The following is a 21129-nucleotide window of genomic DNA, read 5'->3' on the forward strand; positions in this document are numbered from 1 at the left end:
CCGAGGAGGACCAGTACCAGGCCTACCGCCAGGTGCTGGAGGCCATGGACGGCCGCATGGTGGTCATCCGCACCCTGGACATCGGCGCCGACAAGCAGGCCGATTACTTCGAGCTGCCCAAGGAGGAAAACCCCGCCATGGGTCTGCGGGCCATCCGCATCTGCCTGACCCGTCCCCAGGTGTTCCGCACCCAGCTGCGGGCGCTCTACCGTGCCTCCGCCCACGGCAAGCTGGGCATCATGTTCCCCATGATCACCTCGGTGAGCGAGGTGCTGCGGATCAAGGAGATCTGCGCCCAGGTGCGGGAGGAGCTGAAGGCCGAAGGCATCCCCTTTGACGAGAAGGTGGAGCTGGGCATCATGATCGAGACCCCTGCCGCCGCGGTCATCAGCGACCTGCTGGCCAGGGAAGTGGACTTCTTCAGCATCGGCACCAATGACCTGACCCAGTATACCCTGGCCGTGGACCGGCAGAACGCCCAGGTGGAGTCCTTCTGCGACCGGCATCACGAGGCCCTGCTGCGTCTCATCCGCACCACCGTGGAGAACGCCCACGCCGCCGGCATCTGGGCCGGTATCTGCGGCGAGCTGGCTGCCGACACCACCCTCACCGACTTCTTTATGGAGGTGGGCGTGGACGAGCTGTCCATGACGCCCGGCGCCATTCTGGAGACCAAGGCCAAAATTCTGGACCGGTAACACCGTCACCTGCAAGAACCATCACAGGGAGGCAAGTCTTATGAAAAGCGCGCTGCTCAGACTCCGGGAGGCCAGAGATTCTCTCAGCGCCACCGAGCGTTCCATTGCCGATTATCTGCTCTCGCACCCCGAGGAGGCCATGGAGCTGAGCATCCACGAGATGGCGGAGCGGACCTTTTCCTCTCCCTCCACCATGATCCGCATGTGCCACCGCATCGGCTTTGAAGGCTACAAGGAGTTCCGACGGGCGGTGACCTACGAGATGGCCGTGCGCAAGCAGAGCGAGGAGGACCAGCGGAAGGAGATCGCCCGCTCGGACAGCATCGAGGATATCATTGAGAAGATTACCTACAAGAACATCATGTCTCTGGAGGACACCAAGAACCTGCTGGACGCGGACACGCTCCAGCAGTGCGTGGAGCTGCTGCGCAAATGCCGGACTGTGCTGCTGTTCGGCATGGGCGCGTCCCTCTGTGCCGCCCGGGACGCCTACCTCAAGTTTCTGAGGCTCAACAAGCCCTGCATGGTCAACGATGACTGGCACTCCCAGTTCCTTCAGGCCCGGAACGCCACCAAGGACGACCTGGGCATTGTCATCTCCTACTCCGGCGAGACCGTGGAGATGGTGGAGTGTATGAAGGCCATGCGGGAAAATCACACCCCCATCATCGCCATCACCCGCTGCGTCAGCTCCCCCGTGTCCGATCTGGCGGACTATAAGCTCTACACCACCGCCAACGAGTCCACCTTCCGCAGCGGCGCCATGTCCTCCCGCATCTCCCAGCTCAACCTCATTGACATTCTCTACACTGCCTTCGCCAACAGCGAATATGAGTACTGCCTGGAGCAGCTCTCCCGCACCCACATCCGCAAACCCGGCTCCATGCGCAAGCCCATGCTGGACAATGAAGAGAATACAGGTCTGGGTATCTCTGGACATTAAGCACAGATTTTACAGGAGAAATTCCATATTTTCTATTAAAATAGACCAATTCTATCAGTTTAAGAAATTTTGTACCAATGTTCCTCCGATTCCTTGCTCTGTTTTGTTCAGTATGCTATGCTCTCCTCAACTAAGCATACCAAAACAGTATGCATGGAAAAGGAGGAACATTTTTTATGAGAAGCGTATTCAAAAAGGCCTTTGCTCTCATCATGACCGCCGCAGTGGCCTTCTCACTGGCCGCCCCTGCCGCTGCTGCCGGAACGTTTTCCGCGGCGGACGGCCAGCGCCCCACCGCTGCCGCCGACCGCCAGCTGCGCGTCATGACCTACAACATCCACTTTGGTCAGAATGCAGAGAATGTCTACGATCTCCAGGCCATTGCCGATGTAATCACCGCCTCCAAGGCCGACGTGGTCTGCCTCCAGGAGGTGGATGTAAACTGGGGCACACGCAGCAACTACGATAATACCCTCTCCATGCTGGCTCAGATGACCGGTATGAGCTCCTACAATGCCTTTATTTACGACAAGCCCTCCTCCAGAGGCGCCGAGTACCCCAACGAGCGCTTTGGCGTGGCCTTCCTGAGCAAGTACCCTATCATCTCCTCCGCCAACCATGAGATTACCCGTTGGAGCACCCAGGATGGCGACCCCCAGCCCGGCGATGCCAATTTCCCCGGTACCAAGCCCGGCTTCGGTGAAATTGTGGTGGATGTGGACGGCGTGAAGGTCCGTTTCTACAACACCCATCTGGATTACCGGGCCCAGCCCCCCGAGGGATACCCCAGCACCATCCGTCTGGACCAGGTCAACGACATGCTGCGCATTATGGATATTGACAGCTGCCCCACCATTCTGGCCGGCGACATGAATGCCGACGCCGCCGATCCCACTGCCGCTGAGGTCTTTGAGCCTGTACTCAAGAAATTTGTGGACTCCTGGGCCGTTGCCGGCCAGGGCAGCAGCGTCTCCTTCCCCTCCTCCGATGCGGTGAAGGAGCAGGACGGCACCGTCTCCAAGGCCCGCAAGATTGACTACATCTTTACCACCCCCGGCAGCGTGGATGTGATCAGCTCCCATATCATTGACAGCGCCGCCTCCGACCACCGGCCCGTGGTGGCTGACCTGGTGGTCCACGGCTCCGTTTGGGAGAATCCCTACTCTGACGTATCCGAGAGTCTCTGGTCCTACGGCGCCATCCGTTATGTCACTGAGACCGGCCTCCTCCAGAACGCCTCCACCGGCAGCTTTGCTCCCGCCGCAGCCATAACCCGCGCTGAACTGGCTGCCGCGCTCTACCGTTCTGCCGGTTCTCCCGCCGTCACCACCTCCGCCGGCTTCACCGATGTGCCCGCCGGACAGTGGTACAGCGACGCGGTGAACTGGGCCGCCTCCAAGGGCATCGTGGAGGGTGTGGGCAGCAACCGCTTTGCGCCCGATGACACCGTCTCCCGGGAACAGCTGGCTGTCATTCTCTATCAGTACGCCATTGCAAACGGCGAGACCTCCAAGGCGGATACCTCCGCCCTGGCCCCCTACGGCGACAGCGCTTCCGTCCACACCTGGGCCACCGACGGCATGGCTTGGGCCGTGGGCAAAGGAATCATCACTGGTAAGCCCGGCAGCCTGCTGGCTCCTGCCGACAGTACCACCCGTGCAGAGGCTGCCGTCATGCTGATGCGTTTCCTCAGCAAATAAAGCCGTTCCCCGCTTCCTTACCGACTGGAGGAGGACCGTTGTGGTCCTCCTCCAGTCGGCTTTTATATATCCAGCCCACAGAAAAGGGGCCTGTGGGAAAGTGTTTCCCACAGGCCCCTCGCTTATTTTGTTTGTACCGCTCTACCGGCCGCCAAATTCCCGGACCGCTGCGGACATAGCCAGAAGATTCTCCTCCGGCGTACCCTCCTCCAGCAGATCCGATGTGGCCAGAATAAACCGCCGTCCCGCTGTCTTTTCCAGGATTTCCAGCGCCTTTTTCTTCACTTGCTCCGGTGTCGCCTGCTTCAGGAACTGTATCTGATCCATATTCCCCATCAGGGCAATGTCAGGCCGGAACTCTCTCAGGCAGGCGTCCAGGGAGTTGTCCGCAAAGGGCGGCTCCGCCATGGACTCATAACAGTCGGGCCCAAGCTCATTGTAGCAGCCGATCATATTGGCTCCGTCGCCGCAGTTGTGGTAAATCACCCGCACGCCGCCGGCCTGGAGAAATTGAATCAGTTCCTGCTCATAGGGCAGCACATACCGCCGGAAGTAGTCCGGGCCGGCCATGCTGCCGCTGGCCAGATTGCCCGTATAGCTCACAAAATCCGGCCCCGTGCCGCCCAGCAGGGGTGTCAGCGCCTTTTTCAGCCGGTCCAGCGCAAATCCGGCAAGGCGGTGATAGAACTCCGGGTCCTCATAGGGGTCCGCAAGCAGGTCCTCCAGGGAGCGGAGCTGTGCCATATAGTTGAACACACCCCATACCCAGGGCGCAGTAATTCCCTCCTGGCCCACAATCTCCTTTGCCCGGCGGAGCCCGGACAGGTCGGCTATGACCGGCTCAGGGATATATTGCGCAACCAGATCCAGATCCGCTTCCTCTTTTATCGGACATTCTATCTGAGCGTAGACCGTCATGTAGGGTGTCAGGCGGGTCAGGCTCACCACATCCCGCAGCAGGCCGCCCGGCGTCACAATCTCCCGGGTAATCCGCTTCTCCTTCCCTCTGCTCTCCTCCCGGACAGACACCGCCCAGTTCTCCCCGGGCCGGAAATCATCGTGGCGCACATTAAAGTTCCGGTGGATCAGGTCAAAGCCGAAGTGTCTGCAAAACTCGGCCGTCCCGGTGAGAATATCCGCGTCCGGGTCCTGCTTCCACGCCTTCACCGTGCTGATGTGGACAAAGGGCGCCACGGCAGGCCTGTCTGTCTCTCTGCCCTCCATGGCAGCCAGGATTCGCTCCCGTCCTGTCATTCTTACAGCCTCCCGTACCGGATGCCCGCCTCTATGAAGGCCAGGTAATTCTGGATGAGCTGGGGACTGGGCTCGGCGCAGTAGGGTCCCGCCGTGGGCGAGAGGATGAACCGACCTGCCCGCTTGCCCTCCTCTACTGCGTCCCGGACCATCCGCTGGATCTCCTCCGGTGTCCGCCGGTCCAGGTCATCGTACTGGATGTTGCCGATGAGCACGGTGTGGGGCCCCAGAGCCTCTCTGGCCTGGGTGATGGTGCAGTCGCCCACAGGGGGCGCCTCAATGGTGTGGAGTCCGTCAGGGTTGACCTCCCGGAAGCCCTCCAGTACCCGGGCCAGGTTGCCGTGGTAGTGGATGATGGCGATCTTCCCATACTGGTGAATCAGATCCACCACCTGCTTTACGTAGCGGCTGCTCAGGGTGTTGAACAGCGACGGAGACACCAGGGGCGGCCCGGCAAATTCCGCGCCCACGATAAAGTATGCGTCGGCAAGATCCAGCTCCAGATATCGCCGGTACACCTCCAGCACCCGCTCCGCCATAATGTCGGTAAAGCGCAGCAGGCTGTCCAGGTCGGTAAGGGTCCACATGGAGAAGTCCTCCGCGCTGCACAGGTGGTACAGGGGCTCCAGGGGATCGCCCAGGTCCATCATCAGCAGGCCCCGCTCGCCCAGCTCCTCCTTCTCCCGGCGAAGCCGCTCCGCATCGGGACAGTGGGGTACATAGGGGATGTCCGCTACCTTCTCCAGATCATCCGGGTCATCCACATAGAACCGCACCGTGGTACGGCCATGCTCTTTGACAACCGCCTTTTCAAAGGTCAGATCCCGGTAGGTGACCCGGGTCCCCGTCTTGCCCGGCTCCTCAATGGGCGTGCGGATAATATCCGGGTTGGCATTGTAGCAGAAGCCCATATCAGGCCGCCGCCGGTCCATGGTGTCGCAATAGCGCTCGATGGCCTCGGTGACGGGCCGGTAGGCGGGAATGTTGTAGATATCCGCATAGTACTCCAGCCGGTGGTAGGGGGCCAGCAGCCAGATGGGAACACGGTCAATCTCCTGCCCGCTCCACAGGCGGAGAAGTCTCTGCCGCGACGTCAGTTCCATACCTCACAAGTCCTTTCATCCTTCAGCATTTTCTCTGCCCTTTTTTGATATCTTCAAGTTTGGTACAGATTTTTACTGTATATCTCTGCATCAGTAAATTTCTGTTCTCATCTTTTTCCGGTGCAGCGCCATTATATCAGGTACCAGCCGGTATTTCCTTGAATTTTCCGCATAGTTGTCTAGCATTATTCTGAATAATTTCCACCAGAAGCAGCAATCCCGCCGCAGCCGAAGCTGCGGCGGGATTGCTGTGCATTGTATTTTCTTCTGTCGCCCGAGGGCTGCTTATGCCTCTCCGCCTTCCTGCATGCGGAGCAGCATCACCGCGGCCTCGGCTCTGGTCGCGGTGCCCTGGGGATTGAGCTTCCCGTCAGGTGTGCCGGTGAGGATACCCTTCTCCACCGCCCACGCCATGGCGTCGGCCGCCCAGTCGGAGATGTCTCCGCTGTCGGTAAAGTCCAGTGTACCCTCTGCCGCCGGGCTGCCCGCGTAACGGTACAGCATGGCCGCAATCTGCTCCCGGGTCACCACAGCGTCAGGGTTGGTGCCGTCGGACACGTCCTGAGCCACAGCCCAGGCCTGGCCCTTCTCATACCAGCTGCTGCCGCCCTCGGTGTCCGCACCGTCCATCCGGGCCAGGATGGTCCACATGGTGGCACGGGTCACAGTGCCGAAGGGCTGGAACATGCCGCTGCCGGTGCCCTGCATCAGCCCGGCCTCCACCATGGCGCTGACCGCTTCTTCATACCAGCTGCCAGCCTCCACATCGGAGAAGGTAACGGGCTCCACGGGGGCAAACTCGGCGGTGATGGTCACCTCGCCCACGGGCTGGACGAACCGCCAGGTGCCGTCCGCCTGCTCTGTCACCTCCACAGGGTTTCCGTTCCGGTCAGTGACGGTCAGGCTCTCCAGCTCATAGCCCTCCTCGGGCTCGGGGGTGATGGTCACAATCTGACCCTGCCGGGGGAAGAGGCTGCTGACCTCTATCTCGCCATGTCCTTCCTCCTCCACCTCAGGGTGGTAGACGGGGGGCGCATAGGCGTACTCCACAGTCACGGTGCAGATTGCGGTCTTTCCGCCCGCCTCTGCCGTAATGTGGGCCACGCCCGCACCTTCAGCGGTCACCAGACCGTTCTCGTCCACCTGGGCTACCTCCGGATTGTCGCTGCTCCAGGTCACTTCCGCCTGGGCACCCTCGGGCTCCACCTGGGCGGTGAGCTGAACCTGGTTGGGCGTGCTGTTAATCCACAGCACCGCCTCGGTCTGACTGAGGGTAATTCCGGTGACCTCAGGAGGCTCCGGCTGCGCCTCTTCAATTACCACAGGCTCCACAGCAGCCAGCATGGGCAGTGCCATGGGACCGTTGTCCTTCACCAGGCCGGTCACGTCGGGCAGCAGACCGTAGAGGTACCGCAGGGCGCTGCCCTCCTCAGCGGGCTGGGCAAAGGTGAGACGAATGGTGTCGCTGTCCAGACGGACGGCGGTGACAGGCTTGGTCACGCCGCCGTCGGGGGCCACCAGCTCAAAGCCGGTGATGTCCTCCGCCGGTGTGATATCCGTGCCGCCGGTGTGGGCCACGTCCACATCCACCACGGTGCGGCTCTCGTCGGCATACCGGACTGTGGAGATGGAGGCGGGCAGGTAATAGTCGGTCTTGTTGGGGTCGCTGTCGTAGTACCAGAAGATGGTGTTGGCCACCCGCTCGCCGATGACCTCCAGGCTCTGGGTGGTGTAGTGGAGGTTGTCGGCGTTGCGCGCCAGGTCCATCTCCACTGCCGCCAGCAGGATGCCGTTGTCCGGGTCGTGGGCCTGCATCTGAGCGGAGCGGATGCCGGTCATGACGCTGTTCTTGGTGTCGTCCCAGCTGGAGGCATAGGCCGGGCCCAGCTGGCAGTACAGGAAGGGCACATCCCAGCCAAGGTCGGTGCGGTAGTTTTCCACCAGGGTGTTGAGGGCTTCCAGATACTCGGCCTGGGTGGTGTTGCCGGACACGTCGTGCTCACCCTGGTTCATCAGGATGAACTCAATGCCGCCGGCGGCCTTGGCCCGGTAGAGGGAGTTGCCGTACAGGTTGGAGCGGTCATCCGGGTCATCCGGGTTGCGGTCCAGCCAGCGGGGATAGGCGGAGCAGTCGCACACCAGGCCCGCGCCGCTCTTGGCCGCGGGGATGATGCCCACCGGCACGCCGTACTCCTCGATGAGGGCGTTGGCCAGGGCGGGTGTCATGGACGCGCCGTTGTTGTTGCCGTTGCCGGCCACGCTGGTGTCCCCGTTGGCATAGGGGTCCTCCAGGTGAATCCAGCGCTCGTTGAGGAAGTTGGAGGCCAGGTCGTGGGCCTCCACGTAGGGCGCAGGCTTGCCGGTGCCCTGCATGTTGGACTGGCCGATGCACAGGATGTTGATGCCCACGCCCCAGCGGCCGCTGGATGCGCTGACAGTGCTGCCGTCGGCGCTCTCAGCCTTCAGTTCGGTCTTGTACCAGCCGCCCTGGGGGACGGTGATGGCGTGGGAGAAGGTACCGTCAGCGCTGAGAGGCACGTTAAACCAGTCCAGTACGGTCTCACCGCCGTCCCAGGTCACCACCCGGGCCTTAAGGGAAGCCGCCTCCGAGGTGCGGCCGGTGAGGTCCAGGGTACCGGTGCCGGTGGCCACATCCCGCTGGTAGACCTGCCGGTCCGCCATGGAGGTAAAGGTCACGGAGGGCCCGCTGTACACGGACCAGATGATATCGTCCACCTTGGCGGGCAGGGCGTAGGTACGCACACCCACCGCGCCGGAGGTCTTGAGGGCGTCGGTCTGAATCTCGGTGTCAAAGCGGAGAATATTGTCCACCCACACCTTGATATGGCTGCCCTGCACCTGGGCGGTCATCAGGGCGATGCGGTCGCCCACCCGAGGGCACGCCACGGTGTTATCCTGCTTCACCTTTCCATCCACCATCTCCAGCAGGTTCAGACCTTCCTTGGTAAAGCGGATGTGGATATAGGTGTCGTCACTCTGGGCGCGGAGCACCAGGCCGCCGCCGCCGGAGGCGGTGAGCTCCTCCATGGTGATGTGGGCGGTGAGCACGCCGTCGCCGCAGCTCTCCGTTCCCTTTACCAGAGCCAGGACGGAGCCGGTGGCGGAGGCAGGGGTGATCACCAGCTGCTCGCCGTTGATGGCCGCCGTGCCGCCGGTGACGGTCAGCTGGTCCAGCTGACCGCTGCTGTTCAGGTTGAGGGTGGTCTCCGGCATGAAGCAGCTGCTCACGTCGGGGGCCTGGGCGGTGACGCCCTTCTCCTGGGCAAAGAGCCAGTCCATCCACAGCTCGGGCTGCTCAAAGAGCCGCCGCTGGACATAGTGGTCGTCGCCCTCATACTCCAGGTAGGTGATGAGGCTGCCGCCCGCGTCCTTCACCGCCTGCACCATCTCCCGGGAGCCGCTGACGGGCACGGTGGGGTCGGCGGAGCCGTGGAGCACCAGCAGAGGCATATCCGCCACCGCTTCCGCACGGTCCAGGCAGCCCGCGCCGCACATGGGCACCGCCGCGGCAAAGGTCTCCGGATGCCGGGTGATAAGGTCCCAGGTGCCGTAGCCGCCGAAGGACTGCCCCATCAGATAGATCCGGTTTTCATCCACCTGATAGGCCTGCTTCAGCTCGGCAATCAGGCCCATGAGCAGCCTGGCGCTGTTGGACTCGGCCACGCTCTCCTCATAGCTGCCGGCGGCCCAGTCCACGTTGACCCACTTGTCGCTCTCAGGCAGCTGGGGCACCACGATGATGCAGGGGTACTCCTCGTTGTCGATGAGGGGGGTGATGAGGGGGGACAGGTTGGCCAGCTGCTTCTCGTTGTCGGTCCCCCGGCTGCCCGCGCCGTTGAGGTAGATGAGCAGCGGCAGGTCCTCCGCCTGGCCGTGCTTATAGCTGTCCGGGACATAGAGCCGGTAGTTGAGGCCGCCGGCCTGGATGGAGGTGTCCGTATATACCTTTTGATACATCTCGTCCATGGTGTGAATCTTGGGCACCGTCTGGCCGGGCTCCACCGGGTCGGGCTCCTCCCCGCCGCCGCTCAGGGACAGCGTCAGATACACCGGTACCACCGGCCCGCCGTCCTCCGAGACAAAGGTGAAGGTATGCTCCCCTTCCGCCAGGGTGACCTGGCCCAGAGGCACGTCGTGATAGGTGCCGTTTTTCTCCTCGTTGTCAAAGTCAATGGTTCCGCCCACCGCCTGGCCGTCCACCTTGAAGCTCCAGGCGCCGTAGGCCCATTTGTCGCCCATGTACTTGCTGTACAGAACCACATCGTAGGTGCCTGCCGCCAGATTGCCCAGGTCAAAGTCCACGGTGTTGCCCTTGGCATTGCCGGTGAGCTTGAGGCGGTCGCCGCCATAGGCGGCGGTCAGGTCGTCCTTGGTGTTGGCCGCAATGGCCAGTGTGACGCCATCGGCGGTGTACTGGCCCTCATTGTAGAGTGCCATCAGGTCATAGCGCTTGTCAGCGGTGACGGTGACAGCCGCGCTGCCGGTCACTGTTACGCCGTCCACCTGGGCGGAGGCGGTGACGGTGGCCTCACCGGCGGCCAGGGGGGTGATGGCGCCGCCGGCGGTGACGGTCAGGATGCCGGTGTCCTCGGTGGAGAAGGTGGCCTGGGGCAGGTCCTCCGTCCGCTCGGTACCGTCGGAGTAGATGACGGCGGCCACAGCGGCCTGGACCGCGCCCTCAAAGACGGACAGGTCGGCGGGCACGTCCAGCCGCAGTCCGGTGGGGACAGCGGCCGCCACGGTGACGGTGCAGGTGGCAGTGATCTTCGGGTTGGAGACCGACGCGGCAGTGATGACCGCAGTACCCGCGCTCACCGCCTTCACCAGCCCGTCGGCGGTGACAGAGGCGATCTCCGGATGGTCAGAGGTAAAGGTGACCCGGGGATCGGTGGCGGTCTCCGGCTGGACGGCGGCAGTCAGCCGGGCGGTCTGACCGGCGCCCAGGGTCAGCTGGCTGTCCATGGTCAGGCCGGTGACCGGAGTGCCCTGGTAGTCGGACACGGTGATCTCCTCCTCCTGGCGGAAGAGGCCGGAGCCGTAGGACACCACCACATAGGGCAGGTCGGGCAGGGTGTACGTCCCCTCAAAAGCGCTGCTGTCGGTTCCCTTCTCTGTGACGGGGAGCTGCTCCCGGGTCCCGGAGATGGGGTTTTCTATCCACACATAGCCGGTCTCCACGGCGCCGGGGTCCATGTTGAGGGGGGCTGTGAGGGTGATGGTCACCTGGCTGCCCACGGTCCCCTCGTTGAAGGAAACCCTCAGGGACACGGCGTCAGCCGCCGCATAGGCCAGGGAGTCGTTCCAGGCGGTGTTGTAGGCCACCCAGCCCTCGGTATAGCCGGTATCATAGGCCTCAGGATTATAGGGATAGCAGGCCTCGGGGGCGTTGGCGTCGATAACCGCCGTGTGGCCGCCCAGCAGGCCCGCGCCGCCCGGATACTGTTTGTACCAGCCCAGGTCGGCTCCCTCAAAGTCACGGGTGAAGTGGTAGAAGGCCGCCCGGCCGGTGGGGTTGCGGCCGTACAGGTCGTCGATGGCCGCCACGCCCAGCTCAATGAGCCGCTCATTGACCTCCGGATCGTCCAGCACCCGGGCCGCCGCGTAGGTGACGGCCTGGAGGCCCGCCTGGTTGCCCGGCTCGTTCTTGGGCGCGCCGCCGCTGAGGTAGTCCCCCTGCTTATCCGCGTTGGCGTAGGCTGCGCCGGTCCAATAGTCCTGAGTGATCTTCTTTTCTTCGTCACTGAAGTTGGGGTTGTGGAACTCGTACTGCCCGTCCCCCGCCTCTAGGCACACCGCCATGCGGATATCCCACAGGTTGTCGGACCGGGCGATGGTGGTGGCGGCCCAGCGCTCCAGGGCCTCCTTCAGGCCCTTGGGCGCCCGGTCGGGGTACATCTCCAGGAACCAGGCCAGGCCGGGGATGGTGACGTGCTCGCTCATCCGCTGGCCCTTGTTGTAGAAGGGGTCGTTGATGTCAATCTGTGTGATGGTATATTCACAGTTGTCATAGGCCGCCTGGAAGAACCTGTCCGCCACATCCTGGCCCAGGCCGTCCCGGAGGGCCACCTCGTACATCAGCAGGTTGGGCACGATGGAGTGTCCGGGGGGCTGGGAGCCCTTCAGGCCGCCGAAGATGGTCTGGACGCTGTACAGGTCGTGGTTGGAGTTGGCCACCGGGTACCACTGGACGTTGCAGGCGTTCTCGCCCCACACAGAGATGGTGTAGTCCCGGATGGCGGTGTATGTATCCTTATCCACCCACTTACTGATCTCAGGATAGATGTAGAGGAAGTAGGCCAGCTGCTCCTTGGTGAGCATATGGAGCTTTTTACCCTCATTGTGGCCCCAGTCGTAGTACCGCAGGGCGGCGAACTGGATGAGCCAGACGATGTCGGGCTCGTCCTGCACCCGCAGCTCCTCATACTCGCAGCTCTCGGTCTCGATGATGCTGTAGGGCAGGCTGTCGTACAGGGCGGGGTTTGCCATGTACTGGAGGGCCATGCTGGGCAGCTCAAAGGAGAACTGGTGGCTGTCGCGCCAACCGATGCTGTTGGAGCCCACCTTGAAGGTGTCCGACCGGGTCTCGTTCATAAAGGCCAGGGCATTGACCACACTGCGCCGCTGGATAAGGTTCTCACCCACGGTGAAGGTGTAGGACTGAGCCCCGTCGCAGGTGATGTAGTAGTCCGTGTCGGAGGCCGGGACAGGCATATCGGAGAAGTCGGCGATATTCTTCTGCACCTTTCCTGTATACACCGTCTCCTGGGTGGCGGCATTCTTCACCAGGAACTCGGTGCCGTCCGCCGCGTTGGGCACGGTGGCCCGCATGGGCTTGCCGATGTCGTAGCCAATCTGGTTGACCAGCACCGCCACCTCATCGGAGCCGCCGCCGGCCGGGTTATAGGGCTCGTCGGCGTCCGTCCGGGTCTGGGTGAGGCGGATTGCGTCGGCATACAGCCTTCCTTCAGAGGAGGCCGTCACAGTAAAGGCGGTACCCGCCGTGGCGGTGACCACACCCAGGCTGACCCAGCCGGCGGGGGTGCCGGCGGGCAGGTCATACTTCCACATGCCGTTCAGCGTGGAGACGGTGAAGCTCACCGCGCCGCCGTCCGCCGCCGGGACATACCACTCCACGGCGTAGTTCTGCGTACCCTCTGCCGGGGGATAGGTGGAGAAGGTGGCCGCGCCGCCGTCAGCGACCCGGGCGGCGGAACCGTCCTGGCCCAGTTCGGCCGCGTCGGCCCAGTCGCCGGCCGTCTCCTGATAGCCCTCGTTCTCATTGTCGTACACCACAGGCTCAGCCTGGGGGAACACAAAGTCGGAGGCACTCTCGCCGCCCTCGGGCGGAAGCACCGCGCCGCTGTACACGGTCAGGTTGTCAAAGAGAACCTCCGCGTTGTAAACCCGCAGGCCGATGCCGCCGGTCAGGTCGGAGACGGTGCAGGTCTGGGTCTGGACGCCGTCCAGGTAGCAGGTGACAGTCTGGCCGTCCACTACCACCCGCATCCGGTAGGCCCGGCCGTCGGCCAGGTCGGCCACCGGGTAGTCGTCCGCCACGTCCTTTTTGGGCGAGCCGCTGACCCACTGGTAGAGCTGGGCGTTCTTTCCGGTGCCGTTGTCCAGCCGGTAGTGGTAGAAGTTCTTGGCATCCACATGGCCGAAGGTGAGGCCCGCACTGTACCCCGAGCTGCCCACCGGCTCCATCAGAGCCATATCCATAACCAGTGTATAGGATGCGGGCAGGTTCTCCACAGAGGTGAGGGCGGAGAGCATACCGGTGGTGGAGGTATCCGTGCCCTGAAGGGCGTGGCCCTCCGTCAGCTCCACCACTTCCCAGCCCTTGGAGAGCTCACCGGGCAGGGTGTCAAAGGTATTCTCATAGAGCACGGCGCCCACCGGAATCTCCGGCTCCCGCACCTCGTCCCACACGGTGATGTTGTCAAACCGCATGGTGCCGTTGTAGATCCGCAGGCCCAGGCCGTTCCCGGCGGATTCCACAGGGATATCCTCTGCCAGCAGCTGGCCGTCCACATACATCCTGGCCTTGCCCGCCTCGTTGATGAGGCACAGGCTGTGGCTGGTGCCCTCGCCGGTCTGGAAGGGGTAGTCCACCTGAGCCAGGACATGGTTGTTGGGGTCGGGCCACTGTATGACCTGGACATTGCTCACCGCATTGCTTTTGTTAAAGCGGAAATGGTGGAAATTGCTGCCGTCCTGGTACCCGAACACCACGCCGCCGGACCAGCCGTTGGCTGTGGCCGCCTCCACCATGGTGAAGTCGTAGGTGATGGTGTAGGTCTCGGGGAGCTGAACATTCTCCGCCAGGGTCAGCGCGCCGGTGTTCTCCGTCACCCGGCCCTGGAGGGCATGGCCGTCCCCGGTCTCCACTACGGTCCAGTTCTCATCCAGGGCAAAGAGGGCGTCCGCCCCCTCAAAATCCGCCTGGAAGATAGGCTGGCCGGTCTCCGCCGCTGCCGCCGGCAGCATGCCAAGCAGCATGACCGCCGCCAGAAGGGCGGCCAGCATCCGTCTTATGGTTCCTGCTCGTTTCATCGCCGCTAATCTCCTTCCTTTCCTGCTCTCCGAGCCGCGCCCCGGGTTGGGGCGCGGCTCTTGTGAGCTTACCTTATTTCATTCCGTCAAACCGCTGGAGCATCACTGCGGCCTCGGCTCTGGTTGCGGTACCCTGGGAATTGAGCCGCCCGTCGGGTGTGCCGGTGAGTATACCCTCAGCCACCGCCCACGCCATGGCGTCGGCCGCCCAGTCGGAGATGTCTCCGCTGTCAGCAAAGTCCAGAGCATTCTCCGCCGCCGGGCTGCCCGCATAACGGTACAGCATGGCAGCAATCTGCTCCCGGGTTACCACGGCGTCAGGGTTGGTGCCGTCGGACACACCCTCCGCCACGGCCCAGGCCTGGGCCTTCTCATACCAGCTGCTGCCGCCCTCGGTGTCCACACCGTCCATACGGGCCAGGATGGTCCACATGGTGGCGCGGGTCACGGTGCCGAAGGGCTGGAACATGTTGTTGCCGATGCCCTGCATCAGCCCGGCCTCCACCATGGCGTTAACAGCAGCCTCGTACCAGCTGCCGGCCTCCACATCAGAGAAGGTAACGGGCTCCACGGGGGCAAACTCCGCAGTAATGGTCACCTTGCCAGCAGGCTGGGTGAACTTCCAGGTGCCGTCCGCCTGCTCCGTCACCTCCACGGCCTTGCCGTTCTTGTCGGTGACGGTCAGATTCTTCAGCTCATAGCCCTCCTCAGGCTTGGGGGTGATGGTCACAGTCTGGCCCTGCCGGGGGAAGAGAGGACTGACGCTCACGGTGCCGTGCTCGCCTGTCTCCGTCTCAGGCCGGTAGGTGGGGACAGAGGTTCCATCGCTGGTGGGCTCCAGGGCCTCTTCCGCAGCCTCCAGGGCCTCCAGGGCCTCGTCCACCTCGGACTGGCTGGCAAACTCGTCCTCCAGAACTGCCAGCGCCTCATTCAGGCTGTCCTGGAAGGCCTCATAGCTCTCCTCGGTGTAGCCGTCGGCTCCATAGTGCTCACAGTGGTCCACCAGATCCTGGAGCTCTGTCTTGTCGGCATGGGGCCGATCCAGCAGGTAGACCTTCAGGTCGTCCATCTGGGTGTTCGCGGCGTATACACGGTAGCCCGCCTTGCCGCCGCCCTCACCCATATCCAGGATGGTCATGAGCACGTTGTCCAGATAGAAGTACACCAGGCTGCCTGTATCCTCCACCCGGATGTTGTAGGTGTCGTTCCAGGCGCCGGACACCCGCTGGCTGAACAGGTTCACCGCGCTGCCGTTCTCCCAGCGGTAGACCTGGAAGGAGGGGTTGGTGGCTCCCTTGCCCAGATCCAGCCGGGCGTGGCAGAAGTTCTTGTCGTCCTGATAGCGGAAGATAACGCCCGCGCTGACGCCGGTGGACAGATTGTCCTTGTTGACCATCTGCACGTCGCTCTCGATGGTGTAGCCGCTCCAATCCGCCTCGCCGGCAGTAATAATGGGGGCCTCGCTGCCGCTGGCGGTGGTCACCTTGAGCACGCCATCCGCTATCTCATAGGCGCCGCCGCTGCCGCTCTTGGTATAGCGGCCCTCCACGGTCTGGGAGAAGTCATCCGCCAGAAGCAGGGTGCCCTCGCAGACGGTGAGCTCCACCTCACGGCTGGCCAGCACGGTCTCCCCGTCCCGGACGGAGACGGTAAAGGTATACCAGCCCTTTTCCACGTCTCCGGTGAGGGAGACAGGCAGGTTGAAGGAGGCCGAGCCGCCGGCAGGGACGGCAAAGGTCTGTCCGGCGGGGACGGTAATGCCCTCGGGCAGGTTCTCCGCCGTGACGGTGAGTGTCTTTTCAGTATCAAAGGTGCTGGAGGCAGTGACAGTGACGGTTCCTCCGGTCCGGAAGGGACTAAGAGTCAGCTCGCCGGTCTCCACAGCGGCCACCGCCACGTCCTGGCTGCCCGGCTCCGCCGTAACAGCGGATACGGGGGCGGAATATCCGGAGATGACGTCCCCGTTGAGGGCGGCCACGGAGAACCAGTAGGTCCTGCCGGTGTACAGTCCGTCAATGGTGAGCTGCTCCACGGCGGCCCGGTTGATGGTGACGCTGCTGTCCAGATTTTCGGCGTCCTCGCCGTACTTCACCAGATAGCCGGTGGCCTTCCAGGAGGGGTCGATGGTCAGGCTGACGGAGTTCTCGCCTCCGGCAGCGCCCCTGACCACGGGTACCTCACGGGCCTGGTCAGCGGTCTCCACGGTAACGGCTGCCTCCTGGCTCCAGGCGCTGGGCACGCCGCCGGTGATGCTGCGCAGGCGGTAGTAGTAGGTCTGTCCGCCCGCAAGGCCGGATACCTTCACAGAACCCTCCGTGTCAAAGGTCATGGACTGGGTATAATTTCCGCTCTGGGTGCCGTACTCCAGCTCATAGGTGTCGCTGGCGCTCTTCACGGAATAGCCCACGAAGAAGGCGCCCTCAATGGGTTCAGTGTGCCAGATAATGGGAGGAAGCACGGCGCTGTCGGTGGTGGTCACAGTCTCCACGGCGGAGGACGCGGGGCCCTCCCCGGCGCTGTTGGCGGCGGAGACGGACACGGAATAAGTGGCGCCGGGGGTGAGACCGGTGAAATCGGCGTACCGGTTCATCTTGACGGTGGCAGTCTTGCTGACGCCGCCGCCGGTGAGGGTGACGGTGTAGGACTGGGCATGATGCACGCCCTCGAACACCACCCGGACACTGTCGCCGCCGGCAATGACGCCGGTAATCTCCGGGCGCTGATCCGGTGCCTGGAGGTAATAGAAGGTCTCGGCGATCTCATAGCCCTGGGCGTCAATCACAGTGGCCCGGATGGCTCCCAGGCCGCCGGCGGGGATAGCGTCCAACACGGCGGCGGTCTGCCAGGTGCTGCCGTCGGGCTCCATGTCGGGGATGGACACCAGGGCGGAATCCACCACATTGCCGGAGGCGTCCAGGGCCTCCCACTTCAGGGCCGCGCCCCGGATGGGGTAGGAGGGCAGCTCCGCGGCGCCGTCCCGGCTCTCCACGGACAGAATGAGCAGGGCGCTGCCGCCCTCAGAGGCCGTGTCGCCGCTGGCGGTGACGGTCAGGCTCTTCACAGGGGAGGCGGCCTTCTGCAGGGTCTCAAAGCCGATCTTCTTGTCGCCCCACACAGTGGTGACGCCCCACACACGGTTCTGGCCCAGAGGGGTGCCGCTGTAGTTGGAGCGGTAGTCGTTCAGTGTCCAGATGGACGCGCCGAACACATAGTCCAGGTCGCCCCACTGGTTCAGGATATTGGCGGGGTTGATGACCGCCTTGTCGGGGATTTCAGAGGTCTGGCCGTTTCCGTATTCGGACACAAAAATGGCCTTATCCGGGTAGGTGTTGTGAATCTTCTGCACATTGGCCCGGAAGCCGCCGTAGAAATTGCAGCAGATGAAGTCGGAGTAGTAGACCGAGTCGCCCATGGGATTTTCCGGGTTGTTGGGGTTCTGGGCGGACAGGCTTACCTCGGTGACGTACCGGGTGGAGTCCAGCTCGGTCTTGATGTAGTTGACCATGTACTGGGCGTAGTCCTTGACGATCTGCTGTCCGCCGGACAGCTCATTGCCGATGGACCAGGCGAAGATGGAGGGGTGGTTGAAGTCCCGCTCGATCATCTCCTTGTACCACAGGCAGGTGCGGTAGGGGTACTCGCTGCCTGCCGGGTTGGTGACCTGGGCCACGCCGCTGCCGCCCCACAGGTTGCCCTCACAGATGAGGAGGAAGCCCACCTGGTCGCAGTAGTCCAGCAGATTCTCGCTCATGGGCACGTGGCTCATGCGGGCGCAGTTCATGCCCATGCTCTTCATGTAGTCGATGTCCCGCATGATGACATAGTCGGGCTCGGTCTGGCCGTTGGCCCGGTCGTCCCACACACGGTTGGCGCCGGTGAGGCGTACCTGTTCGCCGTTGAGGTAGAACTTGGTGTCTTTGATCTCAATCTTGCGGATGCCGATGTCATCCTCGGCGGTGTGGAGGACAGTATTACCGTCCATCAGCCGGGTTCTGACGGTGTACAGGTTGGGGTCCTCAAAGTGCCACAGCTTCACAGCGCTGAGGGTGAGGACAGCGCTGTCAAACCGCTGGTCATCATCCTGAGCCGTGGGATGAACGGTGACCTGGGTGGTCTGGGTGCCCACCAGAGCGCCGGTGGCGCGGTCGTACACCTCGCTGATCACGGTGTAGGACTTGTCAACCGCAGCCTGGTTGTTGATCTTGTACTGGAAGGTGACGGCGGCGGTACCATCCTCCAGGTTGGGCTCGGAGGTGATGTGCTGCCACTCAATCTTGGAGGCGTTGTTTACCCGCAGCAGGGCGTCCCCCGAGATGCCGCCCCACTTCCACCAGGCGCCGTAGGAGAACTCGTTGTTCACCTGGATGGCAATGGTGTTCTCGCCGCCGTAGTTCAGGTAGGAATCCACCCGGAACTCAAAGGTGGTGTAGCCGCCGTCGTGGCTGCCCACCTCACGGCCGTTGATCCAGATGCGGCTGTCGTGGTACACGGCGGTCAGGTTCAGGTAGGCGGGGTAGCCCTCGTACTCAGCGGGCATGGTAAAGGTGCGGCCGTACCAGCCGGTGCCCTTGTAGTTGGCGTAGTCGTTCTCCAGGTCCCAGTTGCCGGGCACGGGCAGGCTGTCCCAACCCTCAGTGTTCTCCAGGGTGTACCAACCCTGAGCCTGGCCCACATCCTGGGGATCTGCGGCAAAGTCCCACATGCCGTTGAGGGACAGCTCCACCTGGCCCTGGTCGTTCTCAAGCGCAGGCAGGGCGTTGATGTCCTTCTGGGTGCGGAAGGAGAGGGTGATAGCCTCACCCACGGTATTGTTCATCACGTCAGCCACGGTGGCCGCGACCACCACTTCATAGACGCTGTCGGCGGTCATGGGGCTCTCCGGGGTGAGGAGCACGGTGCGGCCGTCCGGGTCAGCGGGGTCCATGGCAGCGGTGGAGGCCACAGCCTGGCCGTCCTTGGCCAGGGTAACGCCGGTGATGGTGACGGCGTCCACAGGCGCGCTGAACACCACCCGCACCGGGCCGGACATGGGCACCCGGGCATCCTGCTCCAGGGCCGCCGTCAGGGTTGCGGGGGCCAACGCTACCTCAAAGGACGCACTGGTCACCGGCTGGGAGACGCCGTGTCCTCCGGCGCTCACTGCGGTGACTTCAGCGGTGTAGGTGCCGGTGGGCAGGTAGGTCTCACAGGACCAGGCGCCGTCTGCCACCGGGGCGGTGAGGGTGCGCACGGTCTCTTCACCGGCTTTGACCTCGATTGTAACCTCAGACGCGCCCCCGGCGGTGCCGGTGATGGCCATGGGCATGGCGGTCACCGTCTCCTCCGGGACTGCGACAGTAACGTCGGGGCCGCTCACCGGACCCACCGCCAGGTTGTCAAACAGGGCGGTGCAGTTTACCAGCCGCACGCCTGCCTGTCCCGGGATCTCCGGTGTCTCATAGCCGGAGTCCACATAGGTGAAGAGCTCCTGCCCGTCGGCCAGGCAGGTGAGGTAGGGCCCGTCGGCCTCCACGGCCAGCTCCACCTGCTGGCCGGCGGTCCAGCCAATTTCAGTGCTGGCCCGGGAGACCCAGCTGCCCCGGTCGTTTTCCCACAGGGCTGCCACGCCGCCGCCCTGCAGACGGAAATACCAGTAGGAATCGCCCTCCGTCTCATCAGCAGCCGCGGTGTAGCGGAACACAATACCGGCGCAGGTATAGCTGCTGCTGGTGATCTTGACCTCAGAGGAGATGCGGTAGCTGTCCGCCTCCAGCAGGGCTGGGGAGAGCAGCAGGGCGCTGGATCCGTTCTGGCCCTGGAGCGCCATATTTCCGCCCTCATCCACAATGGAGTAGCTGCCCGTGTCTCCGGTCCAGTCATCCAGGGAGCCGTCCTCAAAGGTATAAGCCCCCTCGGGCGCCTCAGACGCCACCCGGAAGGTGCGCTCCGCCGAGGCGGTGCGGTCGTCCTCCGCCGTGACGGTCACGGCCACGGTGTATTTTCCTGCCGTCAGGCCGTTGAGGGTATGGGTGAAGGCTCCGCCCTCATCCAGGGTCAGCGCAACCGGCTCCCCGCCGTTGACCTGGAGCGCCGCAGACACGGCATTGGCCGTAGTGCCGGACACCGTGACCTCCGTGGTGCCCGCAGGCAGCAGGATTCCGTCCTCGGGGGCGGTCAGTTCCACCGCCGGAGCGGTTGCGTCAGGCTCAGGAAGGGCACTGACGGTCAGATCGTCAAGGCTGACGCCACAGCCCCAGATGCGGAAGCCCACACCGGCGGCAGCGGTCTCCCCGCTGTAATTGGGGTCGGTATAATCAATGACCAGGGCATCGCCCACATAGCAGAGGATGCGCCCCTCCTCTGCCGAGGCGGTTAGGGTGTAGGCCCGTCCCGCCTCCCAGTCAAAGGGGGTCTCGGTCTGTTTGGCCATGGAACCGCCGGAGCTCTTGTAGAGCTGGGCGTCCTCCCCATCCTGGTTGCTGGCGTTGAGGCGGAAATGGAGGAAGTCCTTGTCCCCTGCCGCCCGGAGCACCAGCCCGGCGCTGGAGCCTTTCTCCATGTCAATTGCGTCCACAGTCACCTTGGCGGACACCACATAGTCCCCGCCGGTCACTTCAGCAGGGGTGGTAAAGCACAGGGCGCCCTGGGCGTTTTCCGCCCGGAGCACGTCATTTTCTACGGTATAATTTCCTGGGTTGGTCCAGCTTTCAATGGTCTTGGGATCTTCAAAGCCGTTCCGGTACAGGACGTTCCCTGTCTCCGGTCCGGCGGCGGCGGCCGGGACACCGCCCAGCCATGAGAGAACCATGGCCATGGCCAGCAGGCCGCTGATCATCCGTTTTTTCCTTCTTAACATCCGTCCGCAGCTCCTTTCATTT

Annotated in this window: 7 protein-coding genes; 3 read left to right on the plus strand and 4 right to left on the minus strand. The window is 63.4% G+C overall.

What is annotated here, in order from left to right; translation table 11 throughout:
- The 3 genes from ACOX7T_RS13645 to ACOX7T_RS13655 form a co-directional block, all read left to right on the plus strand.
- On the plus strand, positions 1 to 698 hold a 698-nt coding region (locus ACOX7T_RS13645; RefSeq protein ID WP_433443711.1), incomplete at its 5' end, for a putative PEP-binding protein.
- Positions 699 to 738: 40 nt separating this feature from the next.
- Positions 739 to 1641 (plus strand): MurR/RpiR family transcriptional regulator, encoded by a 903-nt coding sequence (locus tag ACOX7T_RS13650; protein WP_433443713.1) that lies wholly within the window; start codon positions 739 to 741, stop codon positions 1639 to 1641.
- A 176-nt stretch (positions 1642 to 1817) separates the two neighbouring features.
- Positions 1818 to 3341 carry an S-layer homology domain-containing protein gene (locus tag ACOX7T_RS13655; protein WP_433443715.1) on the plus strand — a complete coding sequence of 508 codons (1524 nt, stop codon included), beginning with the start codon at positions 1818 to 1820 and terminating at the stop codon, positions 3339 to 3341.
- A gap of 141 nt (positions 3342 to 3482) precedes the next feature.
- Here the strand turns inward: ACOX7T_RS13655 and ACOX7T_RS13660 are convergent, their stop codons facing one another.
- From ACOX7T_RS13660 to ACOX7T_RS13675, 4 genes are all read right to left on the minus strand, one after another.
- Positions 3483 to 4595 (minus strand): uroporphyrinogen decarboxylase family protein, encoded by a 1113-nt coding sequence (locus ACOX7T_RS13660; protein WP_433443717.1) that lies wholly within the window; start codon positions 4593 to 4595, stop codon positions 3483 to 3485.
- 2 nt (positions 4596 to 4597) lie between these two features.
- Positions 4598 to 5698 carry a uroporphyrinogen decarboxylase family protein gene (locus tag ACOX7T_RS13665; RefSeq protein WP_433443720.1) on the minus strand — a complete coding sequence of 367 codons (1101 nt, stop codon included), beginning with the start codon at positions 5696 to 5698 and terminating at the stop codon, positions 4598 to 4600.
- Positions 5699 to 5983: 285 nt separating this feature from the next.
- On the minus strand, positions 5984 to 14272 hold the full coding sequence (locus ACOX7T_RS13670; protein WP_433443722.1) for an S-layer homology domain-containing protein: 8289 nt from the start codon (positions 14270 to 14272) through the stop codon (positions 5984 to 5986).
- Positions 14273 to 14345: 73 nt separating this feature from the next.
- Positions 14346 to 21107 (minus strand): glycoside hydrolase family 2 TIM barrel-domain containing protein, encoded by a 6762-nt coding sequence (locus tag ACOX7T_RS13675; RefSeq protein ID WP_433443724.1) that lies wholly within the window; start codon positions 21105 to 21107, stop codon positions 14346 to 14348.
- Positions 21108 to 21129 lie beyond the last annotated feature (22 nt).

The sequence above is a fragment of the Pseudoflavonifractor sp. genome, assembly GCF_050943825.1.
Taxonomy (GTDB): Bacteria; Bacillota; Clostridia; order Oscillospirales; family Oscillospiraceae; genus Pseudoflavonifractor.